This is a genomic window from Paraliobacillus quinghaiensis (genome assembly GCF_003426025.1).
GTDB classification, from domain to species: Bacteria; Bacillota; Bacilli; order Bacillales; family Amphibacillaceae; genus Paraliobacillus_A; species Paraliobacillus_A quinghaiensis.
Map to the genome: position 1 here is coordinate 35,758 of NZ_QJSH01000009.1, position 23,290 is coordinate 59,047.

22 protein-coding genes are annotated in these 23,290 nt (G+C 34.6%); 18 read left to right on the forward strand and 4 right to left on the reverse strand.

The features are described from left to right. Nucleotides 1–85: 85 nt before the first annotated feature. The 3 genes from ligD to D2K40_RS07755 all read left to right on the forward strand — a co-directional run bounded on the left by ligD (nt 86) and on the right by D2K40_RS07755 (nt 4,314). Nucleotides 86–1,852 (forward strand): DNA ligase D, encoded by a 1,767-nt coding sequence (gene ligD, locus D2K40_RS07745; protein ID WP_162879169.1) that lies wholly within the window; start codon nt 86–88, stop codon nt 1,850–1,852. Nucleotides 1,853–2,015: 163 nt separating this feature from the next. Beyond that, the gene (locus tag D2K40_RS07750; RefSeq protein WP_117154673.1) at nt 2,016–3,242 is read left to right on the forward strand and encodes a TsoY family (seleno)protein; all 1,227 of its coding nucleotides are present in this window, start codon (nt 2,016–2,018) and stop codon (nt 3,240–3,242) included. 265 nt (nt 3,243–3,507) lie between these two features. Then, nucleotides 3,508–4,314, forward strand: a complete 807-nt coding sequence (locus D2K40_RS07755) for a class I SAM-dependent methyltransferase (RefSeq protein WP_117154675.1) — start codon at nt 3,508–3,510, stop codon at nt 4,312–4,314. Nucleotides 4,315–4,425: 111 nt separating this feature from the next. On the opposite strand, the gene rpsD is transcribed toward D2K40_RS07755, so the two are convergent. Next, a complete protein-coding gene (gene rpsD, locus D2K40_RS07760) occupies nt 4,426–5,028 on the reverse strand; it encodes a 30S ribosomal protein S4 (protein WP_117154677.1) in 603 nt (200 codons plus the stop codon). A 398-nt stretch (nt 5,029–5,426) separates the two neighbouring features. Here rpsD and D2K40_RS07765 point away from each other — a divergent pair, with 398 nt between their 5' ends. Then, nucleotides 5,427–7,304: a sensor domain-containing diguanylate cyclase gene (locus D2K40_RS07765; RefSeq protein ID WP_229666622.1), complete on the forward strand. Its 1,878-nt coding sequence runs from the start codon at nt 5,427–5,429 to the stop codon at nt 7,302–7,304. Between the two features lie 40 nt (nt 7,305–7,344). Here the strand turns inward: D2K40_RS07765 and D2K40_RS07770 are convergent, their stop codons facing one another. Next, on the reverse strand, nt 7,345–7,824 hold the full coding sequence (locus D2K40_RS07770) for a GAF domain-containing protein (RefSeq protein ID WP_117154679.1): 480 nt from the start codon (nt 7,822–7,824) through the stop codon (nt 7,345–7,347). Nucleotides 7,825–8,086: 262 nt separating this feature from the next. Here D2K40_RS07770 and ezrA point away from each other — a divergent pair, with 262 nt between their 5' ends. The 6 genes from ezrA (at nt 8,087) to D2K40_RS07800 (ending at nt 14,669) form a co-directional block, all read left to right on the forward strand. Next, on the forward strand, nt 8,087–9,787 hold the full coding sequence (gene ezrA, locus D2K40_RS07775; RefSeq protein ID WP_117154681.1) for a septation ring formation regulator EzrA: 1,701 nt from the start codon (nt 8,087–8,089) through the stop codon (nt 9,785–9,787). 12 nt (nt 9,788–9,799) lie between these two features. Next, the gene (locus D2K40_RS07780; RefSeq protein ID WP_117154683.1) at nt 9,800–10,117 is read left to right on the forward strand and encodes a hypothetical protein; all 318 of its coding nucleotides are present in this window, start codon (nt 9,800–9,802) and stop codon (nt 10,115–10,117) included. Nucleotides 10,118–10,280: 163 nt separating this feature from the next. Next, nucleotides 10,281–11,420, forward strand: a complete 1,140-nt coding sequence (locus D2K40_RS07785; RefSeq protein WP_117154685.1) for a cysteine desulfurase family protein — start codon at nt 10,281–10,283, stop codon at nt 11,418–11,420. Nucleotides 11,421–11,426: 6 nt separating this feature from the next. Next, complete coding sequence (thiI, locus tag D2K40_RS07790) at nt 11,427–12,629, forward strand: tRNA uracil 4-sulfurtransferase ThiI (RefSeq protein WP_117154687.1); 1,203 nt, start codon at nt 11,427–11,429, stop codon at nt 12,627–12,629. Between the two features lie 112 nt (nt 12,630–12,741). Continuing rightward, entirely contained in the window at nt 12,742–12,945 is a 204-nt protein-coding gene (locus D2K40_RS07795) for an alpha/beta-type small acid-soluble spore protein (protein WP_117154689.1), read from the forward strand. Nucleotides 12,946–13,061: 116 nt separating this feature from the next. Further along, nucleotides 13,062–14,669 (forward strand): amidohydrolase, encoded by a 1,608-nt coding sequence (locus D2K40_RS07800; RefSeq protein ID WP_117154691.1) that lies wholly within the window; start codon nt 13,062–13,064, stop codon nt 14,667–14,669. 117 nt (nt 14,670–14,786) lie between these two features. Here the strand turns inward: D2K40_RS07800 and D2K40_RS07805 are convergent, their stop codons facing one another. Continuing rightward, nucleotides 14,787–15,587, reverse strand: a complete 801-nt coding sequence (locus D2K40_RS07805) for an NAD kinase (protein WP_117154693.1) — start codon at nt 15,585–15,587, stop codon at nt 14,787–14,789. A gap of 122 nt (nt 15,588–15,709) precedes the next feature. Here D2K40_RS07805 and D2K40_RS07810 point away from each other — a divergent pair, with 122 nt between their 5' ends. The 4 genes from D2K40_RS07810 (at nt 15,710) to D2K40_RS07825 (ending at nt 19,142) form a co-directional block, all read left to right on the forward strand. Further along, complete coding sequence (locus D2K40_RS07810) at nt 15,710–16,297, forward strand: DUF2953 domain-containing protein (RefSeq protein ID WP_117154695.1); 588 nt, start codon at nt 15,710–15,712, stop codon at nt 16,295–16,297. A gap of 31 nt (nt 16,298–16,328) precedes the next feature. After that, a complete protein-coding gene (ytfJ, locus tag D2K40_RS07815; RefSeq protein WP_117154697.1) occupies nt 16,329–16,754 on the forward strand; it encodes a GerW family sporulation protein in 426 nt (141 codons plus the stop codon). An 86-nt stretch (nt 16,755–16,840) separates the two neighbouring features. After that, nucleotides 16,841–17,824, forward strand: coding sequence for a class I SAM-dependent methyltransferase (locus D2K40_RS07820; protein ID WP_117154699.1), 984 nt, complete (start codon nt 16,841–16,843; stop codon nt 17,822–17,824). 133 nt (nt 17,825–17,957) lie between these two features. Then, nucleotides 17,958–19,142: an acetate kinase gene (locus D2K40_RS07825; RefSeq protein WP_117154701.1), complete on the forward strand. Its 1,185-nt coding sequence runs from the start codon at nt 17,958–17,960 to the stop codon at nt 19,140–19,142. A gap of 80 nt (nt 19,143–19,222) precedes the next feature. Here the strand turns inward: D2K40_RS07825 and D2K40_RS07830 are convergent, their stop codons facing one another. Continuing rightward, on the reverse strand, nt 19,223–19,678 hold the full coding sequence (locus tag D2K40_RS07830; protein WP_117154703.1) for a universal stress protein: 456 nt from the start codon (nt 19,676–19,678) through the stop codon (nt 19,223–19,225). Nucleotides 19,679–19,840: 162 nt separating this feature from the next. Between D2K40_RS07830 and D2K40_RS07835 the strand changes: the two genes are divergently transcribed. The 4 genes from D2K40_RS07835 (at nt 19,841) to D2K40_RS07850 (ending at nt 23,279) form a co-directional block, all read left to right on the forward strand. Further along, nucleotides 19,841–20,593 (forward strand): SDR family oxidoreductase, encoded by a 753-nt coding sequence (locus D2K40_RS07835; RefSeq protein ID WP_117154705.1) that lies wholly within the window; start codon nt 19,841–19,843, stop codon nt 20,591–20,593. A gap of 754 nt (nt 20,594–21,347) precedes the next feature. Next, nucleotides 21,348–21,857, forward strand: coding sequence for a DUF4178 domain-containing protein (locus tag D2K40_RS07840; RefSeq protein WP_117154707.1), 510 nt, complete (start codon nt 21,348–21,350; stop codon nt 21,855–21,857). 16 nt (nt 21,858–21,873) lie between these two features. After that, nucleotides 21,874–22,542 (forward strand): PspA/IM30 family protein, encoded by a 669-nt coding sequence (locus D2K40_RS07845; protein WP_117154709.1) that lies wholly within the window; start codon nt 21,874–21,876, stop codon nt 22,540–22,542. Nucleotides 22,543–22,634: 92 nt separating this feature from the next. Then, nucleotides 22,635–23,279, forward strand: coding sequence for a DUF4247 domain-containing protein (locus D2K40_RS07850; protein WP_117154711.1), 645 nt, complete (start codon nt 22,635–22,637; stop codon nt 23,277–23,279). Nucleotides 23,280–23,290 lie beyond the last annotated feature (11 nt).

A 23,290-nucleotide genomic window follows, 5' to 3' on the forward strand; every position in this document is an offset into this window, starting at 1 on the left:
CACCTCTTTTTATAATTAGTTTTTCTCCTATGTTAATAATAATTCAATTATTAGAAAGAATAATATGGAAAGGGGAGATATACTTATGTGGAAACCGATGCTTGCGACTTTAACGGAAAGTGCGCCAAATCAAAAAAACTGGATGTATGAAGTGAAATATGATGGTTTTCGTTGTGGATTAGAATGGAAACAGAATGATATAAAAATATGGAGTCGTAATGGGAATGATTTAACAGCATCTTTTCCTGAGATTGTTAAATGGTGTCAAGTTCATCAAGAGCGAATAGTTGAGCAGCTCCCTTTATTTATTGATGGGGAAATTGTTGTATTGCGTACAGCATTTCAATCTATATTTTCACTTGTTCAACAACGTGGGCGCCTTAAATCTAAGGATAAAATAAACCGTATAAGTCAACTACGCCCCGCTTCAATTATATGTTTTGACCTTGTTAATGTAAGAGGAGAGTCATTGGTAGAAAAGACTTTCCAGTATCGGCGAAACAAACTGGAAAATCTTTTTCAGGTTTTACAAAATGAAGCTTTTAATAGGTACGAGCAACGTCTCCACCTTATAGACTCCTTTAAAACGATAAAAGAAGTGCAAAATGTTGTAACACTCCACCAAAGTGAAGGAATTATTGCAAAACAAAAAAATGCTAACTACAGTATTGGTAAACGATCAGATAAATGGTTGAAAATTAAAAATTATCGTGTGATACAAGGATTAATAGCAGGTTGGAATACAAATAATGATTACTTTGATATTGTCAGCAGAAATAATGATCAGCTGGTTCCATTAGGGAAAGTGAAAAATGGTTTCCAAGATCAAGAAAAAGAAACGTTGCAAACATTTATCCAAGAGAACGGAAAAAAAGTAAATGGATTTTCATGGTCCGTATCACCAAGTGTTGCTATAGATATCAATTGTTTAGATGCAGAAAATGAAGAGATACGAGAGGCTTTCTTTCATCAATTTCGCTTCGATTTAGATCCTGAAGAGTGTATGATTGAACAAGTTCGGTTAGGTTTGGCTCAATTGCCAGAAGAAATTGAGATATCTAAGCCTAAAAAATCACTTTTTCCGGAAGTAAGCAAACAAGATTATGTTTTGTATTTACGTCAGGTCGCTCCTCTACTTATCCCCAAATTAAAAAATAAACGTCTAACAATGATTCGTTATCCTGACGGGATAGAAAAGCACTCGTTCTATCAAAAACATCTGCCAGACTATGCACCAAAATTTATCCAAACTGTCGAAGGCGTAGATGGTAATGCGGATATTCTATGTAATGATTTAAGAAGTTTGCTCTGGTTTGGAAATCATGGTTCATTAGAGTTTCACATCCCTTTTCATTCAATAAACTCAACTTATCCTGATGAGATTGTTTTTGATTTAGATCCACCAACTTTAGAAGAATTTCACCTTGCAGTGAAAGCAGCTCATTTAATTAAAGAGATGGTTGAACACCAAGGGTTTATCCCGTTTGTGAAAACATCAGGAAAAACTGGTCTTCAAATTCATATTCCACTTGAACAGGAGAGCATGACTTTTGATCGGACGAGAGAATTTATGGAGGCAGTTGCTAAAATATTAGTTGAAAAATATCCAGATTCATTTACGATTGAACGTCTTAAAAAGAATCGTGGGAAACGCTTATATATAGATTATGTACAACATGCACCTGGGAAAACAATTGTTGCAGCCTATTCACCTAGAGCTACAAAAGAAGCCACGGTTGCTACACCATTATATTGGGATGAAGTAAATGAACAATTAGATCCAAAAGCTTTCACTATAAAAACGATCCCAACGCGATTAATTGAGAAAGGGTGTCCGTTATATTATCTTTAAAAAAATACTAATAAAAAATTATGACGGATAAAAACAATTGTCCAAAAACGTTCAAATTTACAAATGGAATATCAAATATACGAAGTAGTCAGTTGAAATTACCTGCGGGGGTATATATAATGAACACTGTAAAATAAATCAACCAAAAGGATGGGGTAGAGAAATGCCAAAGCAACTGAAAGAAAAGTATAGCCCATTGTATTTTCTAGCAGCATTAGGTAGTGGCGGATTAGCGGTTTCATTCTTTATGTATTTAATGTTTATGGTAAAACACACAGGCAGACCAATGGCAAATTTTGAGCACGTTTCAGCAGCAATAAGCGGGAATAATATTTTACTATCGATTACAGTTGTTATTGCCCTATTGGGAATTATTTATTTTGGTATCAAGCATATCCAGCTATTAATTTGGAATATGCAAGAATACCGTCTCTATAAGCGTACGTCTGCGTACAAATATTTGCGTAATTCAAACGCAGAAGTTTCACTTATGGCTATTCCATTAACGCTTGGGATGACGATAAATGTGTTGTTTATAGTGGGAGCTGTTTTTGTTCCTAATTTATGGAGTGTGGTGGAGTACTTGTTTCCAGTTGCTTTACTAGGTTTTATGGGAGTTGGGGTATATGCACTTATGATCTTTAAGGATTATTTTACTCGATTCATGATTCATGGAGATCTAGATTTCGTCAACAACAACAACTTGAGCCATATGCTCACCGTATTCGCCTTCTCTATGATTTCAGTAGGATTTGCAGCGCCAGCAGCGATGAGTCATACATTAGCAACTTTTGTGATTGGGTTAGTTATGTCTTTATTCTTTGCAAGTCTTGCTCTATTGTTAATGGGAATCAAGATGGTGCTAGGTTTTAAATCGATTTTCAAACAAGGAATTGATAAGGTTGGTAGTCCGAGTGTCTGGATCTCTATCCCTATTCTCACCCTCTTAGGTATTACATTTGTACGTCTATACATGGGGGTGAGTCATAACTTGCTTCATGTGCAAAGTCCGTCAGCTTTACCAGTGTTTTTAGTACTAGTTGTTTTAGTATCCTTGCAAATCATGTTTGGATTCATCGGCTATTCTGTATTGAAGAACATTAATTACTTTAAAGATTACGTTCAAGGTCCACACAAAAGTCCTGGAAGCTTTGCACTTATTTGCCCTGGAGTAGCCTTTATGGTTTTAGGGATGTTCTTTATACATTGGGGATTTGTAAAAAACGGTATCGTTACCCAATTTTCTCCTATTTATTTTGCTATGCTCCTTCCATTCATCTATGTGCAAATAAAAACAATTGTAACCTTATTTAAGTTAAACCGAAAACTATTAAAAGAAGATAAACAAAAAACAGTGATTTCTGATGAAAATATTTATCAGGGAGTTTAATAGAAGCTAAGTCAAAAGGCGCTCTTATCTTAGATAAGAGCCTTTTTGTTTGCCATAATCAAAGTAATGAATAATCATATGCAGCTCTCACAATCGATCCTAAATCCACCCAAAAAGAATTGTTTAACCTCTAAGCACGACATATTAGTCCCAAAAAGAATAATGCCTGGTTTCTCATAAGTGTCTTGTTGAATTTACAGGAAATTTTAGTATTTTGTTGAAATAATATAATAGGTCTATTTTAGAAGAGGGAGAGGAAAAATATATGAATTTAGAAGAAAATAAAAATAAAATAGAAACAAATAAGATTGCATGGGGTAAAATTGCTCAACAACATTACGAGCACTTTAAAATGAGGTTAGTGAAAGAGGACTACAAATTAAACCCTATAGTTGAGGAAGAGCTAGGTGATATCGCTGGTAAGAAAATTCTTCATCTACAATGTAATACTGGGGCTGATACTATTCTTTTGGCCCAAAAGGGAGCTATCGTTACAGGTGTGGATTTAGTTCCTGAGAACATTTGCTATGCAAAAAAATTAGCGAAAGATTTTGAGGTGAATAATGTAAATTTTGTTGAATCTGATGTTCTCAAGCTGATGGAAGTTCATGAAGGAGAATATGATATAGTAATGACAACTGATGGAGTTTTGGGTTGGTTACCAGATTTAAATAAGTGGGGTAAAGTTGTAGCACATTTTCTTAAAGAGGAAGGTTTCTTTTATTTACATGATGGGCATCCTTTTATGATGATCTTTGATGAGGATGCTTTATCTCAAGGTGATTTGATCCCTACATACCCTTATTTCGATTTGACAGCTGACATAGATGGATTTATTGGAGGATATGCCTCCGAAGCTAAAGAAGCAGAAAACTACTTTTGGGGGCACCAATTAAGCACAATTATCAACGGTCTTTTAAGTGGAAACCTGTATGTGTCGTATATTAAAGAGTATGATAGATGTGCTCCAGGAATGAGTGGAAGTGCAGTGGATGAACATGGTATGAGTTATTATCCTGAACTAGATGGTAAAATACCTTTGGTTTTAAGTTTGAAAGCAGAGAAAAAGTAAAAATAAAAATAAAAACAAAAGGATAGTACTTTTCTTGCAATTTAATCAAAAATAAAATCCCCCTGATACATTGTATAAAACAATGTATCAGGGGGATTTTGTAAATATAGATTAACGTGAGTAGAACTCAACGATAAGTGCTTCGTTAATCTCAGCAGGTAGTTCAGAACGCTCAGGTAAGCGAGTGTACGTACCTTCTAATTTGTCTGCATCGAATGAAACGTATTCTGGTACGAATGCGTTAGCTTCAATCGCTTCAGCAACAATGTTTAGCTTTTGTGACTTCTCACGTAGACCAATTACTTGTCCAGGAGCTACACTGTAAGAAGGAATATCAACACGACTTCCGTCTACAGTAATGTGTCCGTGGTTAACTAATTGACGTGCTTGTGCACGAGTACGTGCAAGACCTAAACGGTAAACAATGTTATCCAAACGAGATTCTAATAGAATCATGAAAGTTTCACCATGAATACCTTTCATGTGACCAGCTTTGTCGAATAAGTTACGGAATTGGCGTTCGTTAACACCATACATGAAGCGAAGTTTTTGCTTCTCTTGTAGTTGTAAACCATATTCTGAAAGCTTTCTACGTTGATTTGCACCATGTTGACCTGGTGGGTAAGGGCGTTTATCTAATTCTTTCCCTGTACCAGTTAATGAAATTCCGAGACGACGAGACTTTTTCCATACAGGACCTGTATAGCGAGCCATTATGCATCTTCTCCTTTATATATTGGATTTGCATAAAATAAGACAGAGTGTTCCATGATCGCATGACATTTTGTTTTCATGTACCATCGCTCCAGCAGCAGAGAGTTACACGATACACCTTACTTTTAAAAGATAAGGAACAAAATGAACAAACGGTGGTTCACATAGGCTACCTTTTTTACACAAAGTTCATTATATGACTTTTTGCACATGAAGTCAATAGAGAAAGATTTTTAATATAGTTGTGAGAAATTTGTCCTATTTTATTGGTAGGAAAATAACAAGTAATGCTTTATAATAGATAATAGAACATATTCTATAAAAGAGTAATATCTATCATGCTTATAACAACCTTTGTAAGATGTGACATTAAGTTAAAAACAGTAGGTGAGGGAACAATGAAAATTAATTATATGGTTGCTAAAGATAGATTCCATAAGCTATTTCCAAAAGGTGCTATTTCTACCATGCATAATCAGGAAGAGATGATTGAAAAGATAGTTAGAGAAATTAAATATCTTACATATGCCTCACATGTTGCAGTATATTTGTATGATCGTTGGAAAGATGATTTTAAATTAGCTAAAACAAATGCTGAGGAAGACAACTTATTAATAAAGCACTTGATTACAGATGGTTTTTTTAATAAGCAAGTAAATAAAAGCTTTCATTCAGAATTTAATATTTATAATGGACAATCCGCATTTCATAACACCTACGAGTACCCAACATTCTTAGTTCCCCTAAATAACAACAATTCTAAAGTTGGCTTTATGTTAATTGCCTTTGATGAGGAAGTGGATGATAATGATCATTTCTATTGCTTTTTGGAGGAAATAGCATCTGAAACAAATAGCCTGTTAAGCAGTTTAGATGATTATTCACTAATGATGGAACAAGCAAATAAATATGAATTAATGTACAGTGTAACTCAAAAATTTCATTCAACTATGAATACAAATGATGTGTTGACGGAAATAGTCAACACCATACGTTATATATATCCTGAATTTAGATGCAACTTGTTTTTATCTAGTGACTATCAAAATGATAAAAATCTACCAGTTAAGCGGTTGATTTATAATGAGGAGTTTGCTGAAAAGTTAAGTGTACAGGCCTTTTTGACAGGAGACATAAAATTAGAGATGCTTAAGGGTAAAACACGTTTATTTGCACCATTACACGGAAAACAAGGAATTTATGGTGTATTACAAATTACAGCATATGATATCTCTAAATTTCCAGAAAGTGATATTGAATTTATTCGATTATTAGCCAGTACAGCAGGAAATGCATTAGAAAATGCACAATTGTATCAGCAATCAAATCAACTCATTGCAGATTTGCAATTAATAAACGAAATCTCACACAATTTAAACTCAAATTTACGCTTGACTGAAACAACAATATTTATGAGGGAACAATTTAAACAATCATTTCATGCTGAGGAAGTTGGTTTTGTTCTATTAAATGAAGAGAATCAGAAGTATAATCTCCTGGATGAGTCAACAACATTTTTTCATACACCACTAGCAGAGGATTTTTTAGATGACATGCTTCTTATAATAAAAGAAAAAAAGGATGCAATTTTTATTGGAGATTTCTCTAGTAAGTATCCAAATAGATTCTTTGGTTTGAAATCAGTGATGGTAATACCTATGGTACAGTCTTGCCAATTAAAGGGTGTAATTATTCTTTTACATCAAAATCCGTATTTTTTCTCTTTTGATAGTTTTAAATTAATTAAGTCAATCGTACATCATTCAACATTAGCCTTTGTCAATTCAATGTTACGAGAGCAATTAGAAAAGCTTGTTATTACTGATTATTTAACAGGGTTATATTCTCGTAAGTATTTGGATGAGAAGTGCAAACAACATCTGGAAGTAGATAGTAAAGGTGTATTTTTGTTAATTGATATTGACGATTTCAAACAAATTAATGATACGTATGGACATGATGTTGGTGATGAATTAATTATTCAAGTGGCAACAATCATACGTGAAAATATAGAAAATAAAGGATTTACTGCAAGGTGGGGTGGTGAGGAATTAGCGGTCTATTTACCAGAATCTTCTGTTGAGAACGGTTTGCAAGAGGCTTCTGATTTAGTATTGATGATTGAAGCAAATACACAGCCTAAAATTACTGTCTCAATTGGTATTGCGCATTGGGACCAGAACAATCCAGAGAAAATGCAGTCTATCTTTGACCGTGCAGATCGTTCCCTATATGAGGCGAAACGTTTAGGGAAAAATGGAGTAGCTAAGATATAAGAAAGAAACAGCCCCTTAAGAAATTAAGGAGGCTGTTTTCTTATAAATAACCCTCAAGAATCCCAGTGAATTCTTCTAGGTATTTCTGGTCAAGTGAATCAAATCGATCTTTATTTGGACTGTCAATATCTAATACGCCGATAACTTCTTCATTCACAATAATTGGCACAACAATTTCAGATTGACTTGCAGCGTCACAAGCTATATGACCAGGGAATTGGTGTACATCAGCAATTCTTTGTGTTTTACGTTCGCTAACAGCTGTGCCGCAAACCCCTTTTCCAACTGCAATGCGTACACAGGCTGGTAAACCTTGAAATGGTCCTAATACTAGCTCCCCCTCTTTAAGAAGATAGAAGCCTACCCAATTAATATCTGACAAAAATTGATTTAATAAGGCAGCAGCATTGGATAGGTTAGCAACGATGTCTTTTTCATCCTCTATTAATGCTTCCAATTGTTTTAATAAAAGTTGGTAATCTTTTTCTGGTGAATTTGTGTAGGACACACTATTAAACATGATATCTCTCCCCTTTTTTAGTAAGAGCAATCTTACAATGAATCTTATTATATCTTACAGATTTTCACCAGTCCAATTGTTTACTTATTTGATATTAACAAGAAAAATGTCTAGTAGATAAATAATTTATTTATTTTTTAGCAAAAATATGTCGTATCATGGTATCATATGGTTAATACATAAAATTTTAATTAACAAGTTAGAAGCAATAGTAATCATTAGGTTTATTTGAGTTTAAGTTGTTTAAGGGGGATTAACAAACATGGTTGCCTATATCATAGGGGTTATTCTCGTTATAATCACGTTGATTATTATCGGATTAATATTACGAAAAAAGGTATATGATGAAGTAGATAGACACGAGAGCTGGAAAATGGACATTATGAACCGAAATGTAACAACAGAATTACAGCGGATTAAAAGTTTAAATTTGTCAGGTGAAACACAGGAAAAATTTGAAGAGTGGAAAAATAGCTGGGATTATATTCTTACAAGAGAATTGCCTGATATAGAAGAATTTTTATTAGATGCGGAAGAAGCCGCAGATCGCTTTCGAATAGCAACTGCTAAGAAAAACTTAAAAACAGTTGAACAGACTTTACAAACAGTTGAAACTACTATTGAGCAAATGTTTAATGAATTAGATGAGTTACTTGATTCTGAAAAACAAAGCAGAAAAGAAGTAGAAGAAGTCCAACCGAAAATTAAAGAATTACGAAGAGAATTATTACGAAATCGTCATCAATATGGAAAGGCAGAAATTCGCTTTGAAGTTGAAATCGATGACCTACAGCAGCTATTGGATCAATACTTTGCTTCAATTGATTCAGGAAATTACTCTGAAGCAAAACAATATGTTGATGAACTAAAAACAAATATGCAGATGTTATCTGAAAAAATTGAAGAGTTTCCTGTCATTTACAAAAAATGTAACCGCGAAATTCCTCATCAAATAGACAAATTGTTAACTGGCGTAAAACAAATGAAGGATGAAGGCTATCGAATTGGACACCTAGGATTTGAAAGAGAGTTAAAAAGTTATCAGGATCAATTAACGAAATGTGTTGATCAACTTGAAAAAGGTGATGTAGCTGATATTAATGAGTTGCTGGAATCAATTGAAGAACGGATAACGGAAATTTACAATATATTAGAAAAAGAAGCACACGCAAGATCTTATGTTGAGAAAAATCTAGTAGACTTTAAAAAAATGATTAGTGATGTTTCGAGTGATTTTGAAGCTACAAATGAAGAAGTTAAAAATTTACAACAGACATACTATTTAGAAGAAAGTGATCTAGAATTACATTCAAACTTAGAGAAGTGGATTCGTCAGATACAACAGCAATTTGAAGAGTTAGAAGCGGATCTAGAAAATGAAAAACGGACTTACATGGCTCTTAGTGATCATTTAGAAACTACCTATCAAGATTTACAACAGTTACAAACGTCACATCAGGATTTTAAAGAGCAGGTTCGTACAATTCGAAAAGATGAAATAAACGCAAAACAGAAAGTTGATACATTAAAAAAGCAGCTATTCAATACAAACCGCAAATTGCAAAAAAGTAATATTCCAGGTGTGCCTGCATTTTTATGGATTCAGTTAGACGAAGCTACAGAAAAAAGCAGTTTAGTTATTGATAAACTAGAGAGACAACCACTTGATATGGGCGAAGTGCAATATGCTTTAGAAGAGGCTGAAGCTTCTGTTCAAACAATGATTGAACAAACTAATCTAGTTTTAGATCAAGCATATTTAGTGGAAACAATCATACAGTATGCGAATCGATACCGTAGTAAATATCCTTTACTAGCAGCGAAGTTATCAGAATCTGAAAAGCTGTTTAGAGATTATGCTTATGAAGAATCTCTTGAAACAGCAGCTAACGCATTAGAAGAGATTGAACCCGGCTCCCTAAAACGTTTAGAGTCTTTGATACAAGTTCAAGTACCAAGTTAGGGTGATTAGAATATGAAAAAATGGATGGTTATTGGGCTTAGCTCTTCAATAATTATTGTATGGATATCCTTCTTTTTTGTATTACTTGGAAAAGAGACACCACAATTGGCTGGTCAGCAACATGCAATATCCGTTCGAGAAAAAGTTGTCTTAAGTAAGAATCTAAGGATATTTGAAACAACTCATCTAATAAATGAAGATCCTAACACAAATATAAACCTAACGGATCAACAAACAATAGACACAACTAATGTTTTATATGATTTTGAACAAGGAAATAGTGTATCAATTGATGAGCTATTGAGCGCATTGAATATTGAAACAGAGTAACTGTCGGTTACAGAAAGTCCCTTGCTAATGTATAGTAAGGGACTTTTATGTGAGACTCTCTTATAGTGTGTTCATTGTAGTTAAAACATCGGATAAAGACTTTCCCTCATGTGTAATCTATGTTAAGATGTTTCAATGCAAAAAGGAATTTAAGGAGATTATAATGATTTACTTTGATAATAGTGCAACAACGAAACCATTTCCAGAGGTGCTGGAAAGTTTTCTGAAAGTTTCACAGCAATTTTATGGTAATCCATCATCGATTCACCGCTTTGGAATTGATGCAGAAAATCTTTTGAGGAAAGCTCAAAATCAAGCTTCCGAGTTATTTGGAGTTGAACAAGAAGAAATTGTATTCACTTCTGGCGGTACTGAGGGAAATAACATGGCAATTAAGGGGATAGCGCTAGCCCATCAAAATAAAGGAAGACATATAATTACAACAGAGATTGAACATCCTTCCGTAATAGAGGCATGTAAGTCATTAGAGACATTAGGCTTTACAGTTACTTATTTACCAGTAGACAGTAACGGTATAGTGAAATTTGCAGATGTTAAACAAGCAATTACAAAAGAAACAATCTTGGTTAGTATTATGCATGTCAATAATGAATTAGGAACAATTCAACCCGTTGAAGCTATTGGAAAGATGCTAAAAGAGATGCCGAGAATATATTTCCACGTAGATCATGTTCAAGGGTATGGTAAAATCCCATTAGATATGAATGGAACTGGGATTGATTTATGTACAGTATCTGGCCACAAAATCCACGGCTTAAAGGGAACGGGATTATTGTATGTAAAAAAAGGCACAAAATTATTTCCGTTATTACATGGTGGAAATCAACAAAGTAATTTGCGATCTGGTACAGAAAACTTAGCTGGTATTGTATCTTTGGTCAAAGCCATGCGTCTTATAACTGAAAAGTCAAAAACACACAGTGAGTATCTCAAAGAGTTAAATCAACAACTGCGAGCAGAGCTGTTAGCAATATCCTTTATAAAAATCAACACAATTGAGGATCAAGCACCACACATATTAAACATCTCTATTCCAGGATATAAACCTGAAGTAATTATCCATGCTCTAGGAGAAAGAGATATTTTTATATCAACAAAGTCTGCTTGTTCTTCAAAAAAAACTGATGAGAGTGCAGTTCTAAAAGCTGTTGGCTTTTCACATGATCGAACAATATCCGCATTACGAATTAGTTTATCTTATTATAATACAAAAGAGGAAATTGAATTATTTAGTCGCTCGTTACAAAGAGTAGTACAACAATTGAGTAAAGTTATGGGGTAGATGAAAATGCATTATGATCACATTGTAATTCGATATGGAGAGTTAGCTTTAAAAGGGAAAAACAGAAAGATATTTATTCATCAACTACATGAAAACGTTCGTGATAAATTGCATGCATATCCTAATGTGAAAATTAAAAATGCACGTGATCGTATGACGATTATGTTAAATGGTGAAGACCCAAGTCCAATCATTGAAAAATGTAAAGTTATTTTTGGAATTCAAAGTTTAAGTTTAGCAATTAGAGTTGATAATGATGTAGAGCTTATTAAAGAGGCGGCTTTATTCGCTTTAAACAAAGCACTACACGTTAAAACCTTTAAAATCACAACAAAACGTGCAAATAAAGAATTTCCAATTGGTTCACAAGAATTTAATCATGTAGTAGGTACTCATTTACTTACTAATACGACTGATTATACAGTTGATGTACACAAACCTGACTTAGAATTGCATATTGATATTCGGAAAGATGCCACATATATCACTTCACAAAAAATTAAGGGTGCGGGTGGTTTACCTGTTGGCACGGCTGGGAAATCATTATTGTTATTATCAGGTGGCATCGATAGTCCTGTAGCTGGCTACTTAGCAATGAACAGAGGTGTGCAAATAGAGGCAGTACATTTTCATTCACCTCCGTATACTAGTGAAGCAGCTAAACAAAAGGTTTTAGATTTGGCTAAAGAATTAACGAAGTATGGAAAAAAAGTGAAAGTTCATATTGTTCCATTTACTGCATTACAGTCAAAGATACATCGTGAAATTCCGTATGGTTACTCCATGACAGTAATGCGACGAATGATGCTACGTATTAGTGAGAGAATTGCTGATAACGAAGGGATATTATCATTGATAACGGGTGAAAGTCTTGGTCAAGTAGCAAGTCAAACAATGCAAAGTATGCATGCTATTAATGATGTGACACGTTATCCAGTGCTACGACCACTAATCGCAATGGACAAAGAATCAATTATCTCTATCGCTGAGAAAATAGACACCTATAATATTTCAATTCGACCATACGACGACTGCTGTACACTATTTGTTCCGAAAGCTCCTAAGACAAAGCCGAAACGTGATAAAGTTGTCTATTTTGAAGAGCAAATGGATATTGAAAAAGAAATGCAAGATATTTTCGATGGTATTAAAGTAGTTACTGTTTCGCATAACACCAAGGCAATTGATCCAATGGACGATTTGTTCTAATTTAAATACGTAAATTTAGGTGAAAGATGAAACAACTACCAGCTATTTTTTTGAATGATTTCTCTCCTTTCGACACATTCTATAGATGTACCACAGAGGAGGTGAAGAAATCATGGCAAGTAACAATAGCTCAAACCAATTAGTAGTACCTGGTGTAAGCCAAGCATTAGACCAAATGAAATATGAAATTGCACAAGAGTTTGGTGTAAATCTTGGTGCTGATACAACTTCTCGTGCTAACGGTTCTGTAGGTGGAGAAATCACGAAACGTCTAGTACAAATGGCCGAACAACAAATGGGCGGACAATCTAACTAAATATCAGATGGCATAACAAAGAGTAGTGCTCTAAATGAGCACTACTCTTTTCAATAGGCGTTTATTTTGGTATCGTTTAATCATATAAGAAGGGAAGTACAAAGGAGAATAGGTGCATGGGCACATTATGGTTTGGTGGAACAATCTATACAATGAAAGAAGAAAATGAAAAAGTAGAAGCTATTTATACTGAAAATGGCATAATAGTAGCTACTGGAAATTTAAATGAATTAAAGGAAAAATATAATGAACGGATAGTGACTAATCATGATCTACAAGGTACTGTGCTATTTCCAGGTTTCGTTGATAGTCATTTACATATTATTGGTCACGGTGAGAAGATTGTTCACTTGGACCTATCTAAGATGATGCATGCGGATGAGGTATTGTATGCGTTAGAAAGACGATTGGAGACGTTATCAGAAGGGGAATGGTTGATTGGTGAAGGGTGGAATGAAAATCAGTGGGATGACCCGCGTGTCATTGATAAATCAGAACTAGATGAAATTACGGAAAAACACCCCGTTATGTTAACCCGTGTTTGTCGGCATGCTATAATTGCCAATTCAAAAGCAATTCAATTAGCAAATATCACAGAAGAAACACTGGATCCGCAAGGTGGTAAGATTGTGAGAGATGAAAATGGGGCATTAACAGGTTATTTTTTAGATAATGCACAAGACCTTATTAAGCAGGCCATTCCAGATGTCTCAAAGAATGACTTAACAAAATTAGTAACAACATCCGTCGATGACTTGTTAAGACTTGGTCTAGTAGGTGGACATAGTGAAGATTTAGCTTATTATGGTGAAAACAGTTTTAATAAGACGTGGGAAGCATTTCATAAAGCCATAGAAGGAAAGAACAGAAAATTTCGTGCACATTTGCTTGTTCATCATGAAGTTATTGAGGATATGGAAAAGCGAGGTTTGGGCTATGGGTCAGGGACAAATTATGTTACTTTAGGTGCAATGAAGATATTCTCTGATGGAGCATTGGGTGGAAGGACGGCTTGGCTTCAAGCCCCGTATTCAGATGACCCAGGTAACGTTGGTATTCCGATTCACACAGAAGAAAATTTAGAGTCTCTTGTTATCCGTGCACGTCAATTAGAAATGCCAATTGCAGTTCATGCAATTGGAGACCAAGCCATTTTGACAGTTGCTAATTTGTTGTACAAATATCCATTAAAAAATGAGAGAAGAGATCGGATTATCCATGCACAAATTGTTGATGAAGCGGTTCTACAAGCACTAAAGAAGACAAATGCTGTATTGGATATCCAACCTTCTTTTGTAGCTTCTGACTTTCCATGGGTTATAGAAAGAATTGGAAAAGAGCGAGTAAAGACATCTTATCCTTGGAAAACATTTTTACAAGAAGACATCCCATGTGCTGCTGGTTCTGATGCACCAATTGAAGAAGTTAATCCATTGTTAGGTATTGAGGCCTTTGTTTTACGAAAATCGAGTCTGAATGGCAAAATATATAACGAAAAAGAACAATTATCAGTATTTGAGGCAGTTTCTTTATATACAGAAGGAAGTGCTTATGTAATTGGACATGAACATGATCGTGGCCTTATTGAGCCGGGCTATGTGGCGGATTTCACTATATTTGATCAAGATCTGTTTAAAGTGAAAAAAGAGTCTATTCGTGATGTTAATGTAGTGATGACAGTTGTTGATGAGTCGATTATGTTTGAACAAAGTAACAGGAAATGAAAAAACAGTCTTATTTGACCTTAAGTCAAATGAGACTGTTTTTAATTTATTAATACTTAAAAATTAGTTTATCCCGGTGTAACCGTCCGTAAAACTCCCACTGATTGAAGGTTTACTTTATAAAAATATATGTTTTAGACGGTCCCAGTAAGTATCACCTGGAAGCTTTATTGTCTGAATCGATTTTCCGCTCATAGTTAGTGTTATGTGCTGAATATTACGGATGGAATACGCTTCATTATCTAAACCGATGATTGGGTAGTCATTTCCATCTTGTATTACTTCTAAACGGAGTGTTTTATTTTCCGCTAAAATTAGCGAAGAGCCTAAAGTACGATAGTGATTATTATTAAGTGAAGCTAATTCTGTTAATTGAAAACATGGTACTGCAGGATCTAATATAGCACCTTGGGTGGATTTATTATACCCAGCACTACCTGTTGGGGTAGCCACAATCAAGCCATCACCACGAAAACGCTCGAAATGGCGATCATCTATATATACATCTATAGCGATTGTTTTTATAATTGAGGACCTAATACTGGCTTCGTTTAAACAGTAAAATGGTGTAGCACCATTAATTGAGACATCAATAAGAGGAAAATTTTGAACTTCGAATGTTTCCTGTTTTAATGTATCAAACATCTCTTGGTAATCATCTAATAAAAATCCTTCATACAATCCCGCTTGATCTTCTTCTGAAATTCCGATATATAAACAGTCACTACGAAATCCGGTATGTCGAACACCTTGTAAGTATACACCGTCATCACCAATACAAATTACTACATCAGCTTCATTATCTGCTTCCACAATGTTAAAGCCATTATCTTTACATGCTTGAGTTAATTGTGACAGTCTCTCAGCCGACACACTTTCTTTTGGATAATAAAAATAAATATTCTTTAAAGATCGCATTGCTAATCCTCCTATATAACTCATTCTTATTTACTTTATAGCCTATGCAAAGGAATTTTAAACGCAATATGATTAATTATTAGAATAAATTGCCATACTGATAATAGGGAGGTTTTATAGGCATGCTTATTATTATTTTAATTATTGTATCAATTCTATTAATTAGTTTATTCATTTCAATTAAATTCACAGTTGAAATTAAATGGGAACAACAAGATCTTCTGTATTTACTAATTATACATGTTGCCGGTATCCCTTGTTACAAACAAGAAGAAATAATTGAGATGGATATGAGCGAAGAAGGTACTGAGGACCTAGTAGAAGGATCAAAGAATATAATCAGTGGATTTAAAGAAAGGTTCAAAAAATATATAAATCTTTATGAAAAAAGACACATTATTCAAAAATTAATTCGTAGAAGGTTACGAAAAGTAAAAGTTCATACTTTTGATTGGGAGACAACCATTGGTACAGCTGATGCAGCAAGCACAGGGATGATTAGTGGGTTGTGCTGGTCAATTAAGGGGAGTGTTGGTGCTATGCTTGATTCATTCATGAAGTTGAAAACTACCCCCAATTATCAAGTAACTCCCGTTTTTCAAGAGAAATTAATTAACTCGACTTGTACATGTATCTTTTCAATTAGACTAGGGCAAGCTATGTATACCTTGATGCAAATCGGAAAATGGAACAGAAAATTACTTAATTAAAAATCAATATTGTGTATGAGGAGGTCATCTAATGAATAATAAAACACACCCGATTGAGGGATTAATGTCAACTGCAATGGAAAACTTAAAAACAATGATAGATGTGAACACTATTGTTGGTGAACCTATTGAATCACCTGATGGAAGCATCATTATTACTGTATCAAAGGTAGGATTTGGTTTTGCAGCTGGAGGAAGTGAATTTGGACAAACTAAACCTTCGGAAAACGATCAGGAAGAGAAGCCTTCACTTCCGTTTGGTGGAGGTAGTGGTGGAGGTGTTACCATTACGCCTATTGGATTTTTAATTGTCAATAAGCAACAAGGTGTACAAATGATACACTTGGATGGTACTGCTAATTTATATGAAAAATTAGTCGATGTTGCACCACAAGCATTGGAAAAAATACAGGATATCATCGCTGGAAAAGGTAAAGGACAAGATAAAGACAATTAAATTGCTAGACATATCTAAAGAATGCCTTCATAATATTGTTGGCATTCTTTTTTACATATTTAAATGCTTTGAGAGGAAGATCGTACATGGAACAATCAAATGTGGAAAAAAACTATCAGTTATTAGACGAAATGACGGAATATGTTGAGAAAAACATGAAGCTGTCGTATATGGAAAGTTTAATAATTGGATTAGAATATGTATTTACACAAAGTCCTCCAGAAGAGATGTCAGAGTCTGTTCAGCAATTTGTTGATGAAAAAATCAGCGCTCTCTCTTTTGATAAATTAAAGAAGGAAGAAATTCGTAAAGTGATCCAGCTTGCGATACTAAAAAGTATGAAAGGGGCAACACAGCAACAGCATTTGATTACCCCTGATACTGTTGCAATGTTTATTGGTTATGTTGCACAAAAGTTAGTACATAACAATGAAAAAATACGCATTTTTGATCCCGCATCAGGCACTGCTAACTTGTTAACTGCTGTAATAAATCAACTAGGAATGGAAGTAAAGGCTTATGGTAGTGAGATAGATCCTACTTTAATTAAGCTTGGATTGATAAATGCAAATATACAAAAAACAGAAATTGAGTATTTCCATCAAGATAGTTTACAACCATTTTTGTTAGAACCCGTAGATTTAGTTATATCTGACTTACCTGTTGGGTATTACCCAGATGACGTGCGAGCAAGCGAGTATCAATTAAATGTAGCTGACGGCCATGCTTACTCACATCATTTGTTTATTGAACAGAGTGTACACTATACGAAAGATGGCGGATTTATGTTGTTTGTTATCCCAAACTTTTTATTTGATAGTGATCAAGCAGATAAATTACATGTTTATTTACAACAGCACGTTCATATAGTTGGTTTATTGCAATTACCTACTAGTATTTTTGCGTCTGAGAAGCAAGCCAAAAGTATTTTAATCTTGCAGAAAAAAGGTGAAAATACCAAAGCTCCAAAACAGGCGTTATTAGCACAATTACCTTCATTTAAAGACATACGTGCTACTGAACAAATTGTAGAAAAAATGAATCACTGGTTTAAAAATGAAGGTTATTAATTATTAGAAAATAACAAATTCGACATGGAATACTTAAATATTGTAGGTTCATGTTGCAATTTGACTAAAAACTTGGTTAGAATAGTAATGGATAAAAAAAGATAAATTAGCGTGTTGAAAGGAATGGATGATTTTGAGTAATGTTTTAGCAATTAATGCTGGTAGTTCATCATTGAAATTCCAGTTAATCGAAATGCCAAATGAAAATGTTTTAGCAAAAGGATTAGTAGAACGAATCGGAATTAACGACTCTGTGTTTACTATTGAATATGGTGAAGAAAAAGATCGTACTGTAAAAGATATTCCTGACCATGAAGAAGCAGTTAAAATGTTATTAGAAAAATTAAAGGCTTCAGGTGTAATCAAATCACTAAATGAAATAGACGGAATTGGTCATCGTGTCGTACATGGTGGAGAGAAATTTAGTGATTCTGTACTTGTGACAGAAGAAATCATCCAAGAGATTGATGAAGTTTCTGAATTAGCACCTCTTCATAATCCGGCTAATTTAACAGGTATCCGTGCGTTCAAAGACATTTTACCTGATGTGCCAGCGGTGGCAGTGTTTGATACTGCTTTCCACCAAACAATGCCAGAGCAATCATATCTTTATAGCTTGCCATATGAATACTATGAGAAGTATGGTATTAGAAAATATGGTTTCCATGGTACGTCACATAAATATGTTTCAGAACGTGCAGCAGACTTAATGGGTGTTCCAGTAGAACAATTGCGTCTTATTTCTTGTCACCTAGGAAATGGTGCAAGTATTGCTGCAATAGAAAATGGTGAATCAATTGATACATCAATGGGCTTCACACCACTTGCTGGTGTAACAATGGGAACTCGTTCAGGTAACATTGATCCTGCTCTTGTGCCTTACATTATGGAGAAAACAGGAAAGTCAGTTAACGAAGTATTACAGGTGTTAAATAAAGAAAGTGGTATGTTAGCATTATCTGGTTTTTCTAGTGATCTACGTGATATTCAAGAAAAAGCAGAAAATGGAGATGAACGTGCAGAATTAGCACTTAAAATCTTTGCAGACCGCATTCACAAGTTCATTGGTTCCTATGCAGCGAGAATGCAGGGTGTTGATGCAATCATCTTTACTGCAGGTGTTGGTGAAAATAGTGCGGAAGTTCGCCAACGTGTATTAGAAGGATTAGAGTTTATGGGTGTTTATTGGGATCCGGCGTTAAATAACGTCCGTGGAAAAGAAGCATTTGTTAACTATCCACATTCACCAGTAAAAGTCATTGTTATTCCAACTAACGAAGAAGTAATGATTGCAAGAGACGTTTTACGATTAACATAAACAAAATAAAAGCTGGTACAAGGTTGTGATGAAAACCTTGTACCAGCTTTTGTATTCATTATTAATGTCTGAATTTTGAATTAGTCCTCAATCATTTCATCTGCACGTACTACAAGCACATCACACTTTGCATAGCGCGTAATGTTTTCTGAAACACTTCCAATTAGAAAACGCTCCACAGCATTTAATCCAGTGGCTCCACAAATAATTAAGTCTACATTAAATTGTTTTGCAACGTGTTTTGGAATACGAACCTTTGGTGAACCATAATCAATATGAACTTCTACATTTTTTACCCCACTAGTTGTTGCTTGATTACGATAATCTTCTAATAAAGCATTCGCATAAGTTTCAGAACGGTTTACTAACGATTGATCATAGGTCTCAGCTGTAGAAATTGTTTTGGTATCGACAACATGCGCAATAATAAGTTGTGCATCATTTCGGTTTGCAACAGCTATTGCTTTTTGAAACGCTTTTTCGGAAGCCCTCGAACCGTCTACGGCTACTAAAATCTTCTTGTATTCGGATGGCATTATGAAACACTTCCTTTCTTTATTATATTTATATTATACCATGTTTAAGATTACCAAAACATGAATATAAATTAGAAATAGCCATAACTTTCAATTTATTAGAAAAAGAGGCTTCCTTCGTGTAGGATAGAAGTACATAATTATGGTAAAAGGAGGAGTGAAATGGGACATGCTTTCATTACAGCGGGAAGTAAAGGTTTAGGGAGAAAGGTCACAGAACTTTTTCTTCAATCAGGACATAACGTGACCCTTACATATCGTTCAGATAATAAAAAAGTAGAGGAATTAATAGAAATTTATACTTCTGAACAATTACATGCAGTACGAGCAGATGTTACATCAAAAAAAGAGTTAGGAAATGCGGTACTGGAAGCGAATAATAAATTTGGTACCATTGATTATTTAATTAATAATGCTGGCCCATTTGTTTTTGAACGAAAAAAATTAATGGATTATACAGAAAAAGAATGGGACTTAATGCAAAAAGGTAATTTAGATGCAGTCTTTCATTTACTGAAGCTGACAGTTCCAGCAATGCGTGAACAAGGATTTGGACGTATTATTAATTATGGATTTCAAGGTGCAAATACAGCAGCAGGGTGGTTAAATCGTTCTGCATTTGCTGCTGCCAAAGTCGGACTTGTTTCTCTGACAAAAACAATTGCTTTTGAGGAAGCTGAACATGGTATTACTTCAAACATGATTTGTCCTGGAAACATTACGGGTGCAATGAAAGAAGCATCCATTGAAAAAAGTCGTCGTGTGCCAGACCTTGATACACCAATTGGTAGATCTGGTACTGGGGAAGACATTGCAAGATCAGTATTATTTCTTTGTCAAAAAGATTCAGATATGATAACAGGTTCTGTTTTTGAGATTACAGGAGGGTTAGATGTTATTCATCGACACCGTTGAATAACCTTTTTCAAGTCTTATTTTGGTAGTTTTGTTGATTCTATAAATTCAGACTTGATATAAAATGCGCATTAATTAGTAACGCGAGTTACTAACACGCTCCTCAAATGAAATTCGCTCCCTTTCCACAGGCACGGCTTCAGCTAACTCGGAAACATTCGCTGTTCCCGCAGGACAAGGATTGCTTCTATGAACTAACATCGCACGAAGGAAATTGAACTATATTTCCGAGGAGTCTCGACCATTTCACTTACATCGCTAGATAGCGTATTTTTTTCATATAACTTTCAATTTATATTGTTGCTAAATCTTGTTGTAGTTAAATGTAATATAGTATTTTACACACTACTTACTTCACGAGTTACACTAGCGGATCAAATGAAATTGGCGACACTCCTGCAGGAACATCAAATATTTTCGATGGGACGAGTAAATCGCAGTCCTACGGGCCGAAAATCCATTTTTAGAAGTGCTCTTCTTCTAAAAATTAGTTGAGGCCGTGCCTGCGGAAAGGGAGTCAATTTCATTTGAGGAGCGGTAACTATATTGCTATTTACTGACTAATACGCATTTTATGTTAAATTAGCCATAAACAGCACGTTTTAGGAACTAGCAGCCGTCTTGAAGAGGAATTTGTTTCAGGTCTTTCTGTACTGTGTTAAAATTAATATGTAAATTTTTTAAAAAATAGTGAAACGTTTTATTGTTTCACTCGTACAAATAATATAAGGTTTTTAGAGAAGAGGTGTGTTACATGGGAATATTCTCTAAGCTTTTCCCGAAAAAAAATACAAAACCAGAAGTGAAAGAAAGGGATCCGTTATCGATTGAGATTGGTGATATAATTGAGTATGATTTAGGCGATTATGAGGTAGTTGGAAAAATCACATATCGGCAAGGTAACTACGAGTGGATTAGCTATCAATTACTACAAGGAAGAGATACAATTTGGTTAGCAGTAGAAATGGATGACTCCCTAGAGTTAGGAATTTATAAAACTATTGCTTTACCTGTGCAAAAGCCTTTTCCAAAAGAGCTTAATCATGAAGGAAAGACATATTACCTTGATGAATACGGTGAAGCCAGAGTAGTTGGTGAGGGAAGAAGTCGTAATATAAATGGTCGAGTAATGGAATATGCCGAGTATTATGATGAAGAAGAAGAACTGTTTATTAGTTTAGAAGACTGGGGTAGTGAAATAGAAGCAAGTATTGGTTATGAGATTGAAGATTATGAAGTAAAAATTATAGCAGGTTCAAATTAATCAAGGAGGAATGGAAATGTTTAAATTTTTTAGTCGAGTAAAAACAGTTGTGAGTTCAGAAATGAATTCGATGTTAGATAAGGCAGAGGATCCAGTGAAAATGTTAGATCAGTTTATGCGTGATATGGAATCTGATATTCGTGAAGCTGAAAGTGCTGTAGCAAAACAAATAGCGAATGAGAAGATGCTAAAAAGAAAATACGATGATTCTAATGCTTTAGTTGAGAAGAGACAAGGGCAGGCAGAAAAAGCAATTGAAGCAGGTAATGAGGATTTAGCTCGTCGTGCTCTAGAAGATAAGAAAGATCAAGCAGAACAAGCAGATTCATTGAAAGAATCTTGGGAACGCGCAAAACAAGATGCAGATCAACTTCGTAAAAAGTTGGATGAAATGAAAAAAGAATACCAAGAAATGAAACTGAAAAAAGACTCCCTAAAAGCACGTGCTGAGTCTGCTAAAACAAGAACCAAAATTAATCGTACAATGTCTTCAGTTGGAAGCGATGAATCAAAACAAGGCTTTTCTCGTATGGAAGAAAAAGTGATGCAGTATGAGGCAGAAGCAGATACAAGTGATGATATGTCTTCAGCAAGCAAATCATTAGATGATGAGTTTGATCAATTAGATAATAGTGAAGTAGATGATGAACTAGCCGCATTGAAAAAGAAAATGGGTAAAGAATAAGGTTGAAGAGTAAAGGGATTTATAAGCCTCTGTAGAAGTATTACAGAGGTTTCTTTCCTGCTATGTAGTATGAAAGGAGGTACACATATTTTATGAAGAGAATTGTTCCTTTTTTTTCAATAATCATGGCGTTAATTTTTCTATCAGCGTGTGGGGAAACAGAACCAGCATCTGTAGATGAAATACCGTCAGAACCATCACAAGCAGAACTAACAGATCAGCTAAAAAGATCAACTACTTATGATGTAGAAACATTAATGTCTGATAATTTTTATCTGTTAGATACAGTTGTAGCAGATCGTGAAGAGGCAAATATATATGCAACAAAGCAATTTACAGTTGAGGAGATCGTCGATGTTGTTTCGGAAACTATTGAACCTGATGAAATAAGCGAAAAAAAGGATAACCAACGAATACTTATTTATCCAAATCATTTTGTGACATTTAAACAAAGTGAGGAAGATAGTCAGGTTACATTAATCGAAGTTGCAACAGATACCTTTGTTCGTAATAATTATTCTCCAAACTATTTAAATGGTTTCTTTACTTACATCATGTTAGATAGGATGCTATCAACAAACAATTGGGGGCAAAATAGACAAAACAAATGTTCTGGCGGTAGCTGTTATGGAGGTTATACAACTGGTCAAAAAACATTTGGTGGTGGCGTTACAACGAATCGAACAAATCGCGGTTTGTCTTCGATACGTGGCGGAGGGCCAAGTGCAGGCAAATAATATAGAGGAGG